The organism is Thiobacter sp. AK1, from assembly GCF_039822265.1.
Taxonomy (GTDB): Bacteria; Pseudomonadota; Gammaproteobacteria; order Burkholderiales; family Thiobacteraceae; genus Thiobacter; species Thiobacter aerophilum.
Map to the genome: position 1 here is coordinate 1 of NZ_JBAJEX010000030.1, position 665 is coordinate 665.

General features: G+C 58.3%; 1 protein-coding gene. It reads left to right on the forward strand.

What is annotated here, in order from left to right; genetic code table 11:
• Positions 1-309: 309 nt before the first annotated feature.
• Positions 310-665: pesticin C-terminus-like muramidase (locus V6E02_RS12930; protein WP_347309215.1), on the forward strand; the 356-nt coding region annotated here is incomplete at its 3' end.

The following is a 665-nucleotide window of genomic DNA, read 5'->3' on the forward strand; positions in this document are numbered from 1 at the left end:
GTGCCAGTCACGTAAACAGTGATGGCTGATGTTTTGCCCGCCAGGCGTTCGCAGCAGGCCGCGATCCAAAGCCGCGTCGCCTGGCGGTTTCAAGCCCGGCTCGAAGCGCACGAGGTGGAGAGCGGCGCGGCCCAGTCGCCCTGCGATCCTGCACAGGGCAGCTGCCCCGACAAGCCTGTGTGCATCAACCTCGCGCCCGCGCCATGAAACACGACGTGCATCGACCAGGGCTGATCCGGTCGTTTTGCAAGCTCCTCTGGCTCCTTCGAAAAGGATAAGAACGGCAACATCATTCACAGGAAAGGCGATGTGATCGGCGTGAGCGGTGTCACCATCAGCACGGGCGTCGATCTTGGTCAGCAAAGTGCTGCTGGCACAAAAGCGGTGATCGACGCATACATCAGCGACAATGGCAACCCCGATAAGGTCGATGTTGACGCGTTGATGAAGAAGCTCGATCCCTACTTCGGACTGCAGAAACAAAAGGCGGTGGATGCGTTGGCCAAAACTCCGCTGACTGTGATTGAAGCCGAAGCGCGACTGCTAGCAAACGCATTCGGCTACGACACGCAGAAGAGCGTCGCCGCCCAGTTCGACAGGAAAAACACACAGGGAATGGTCTTCAAGAAACTTCCGGAAGAGGCGCAGACGGTCATCGTCGATTT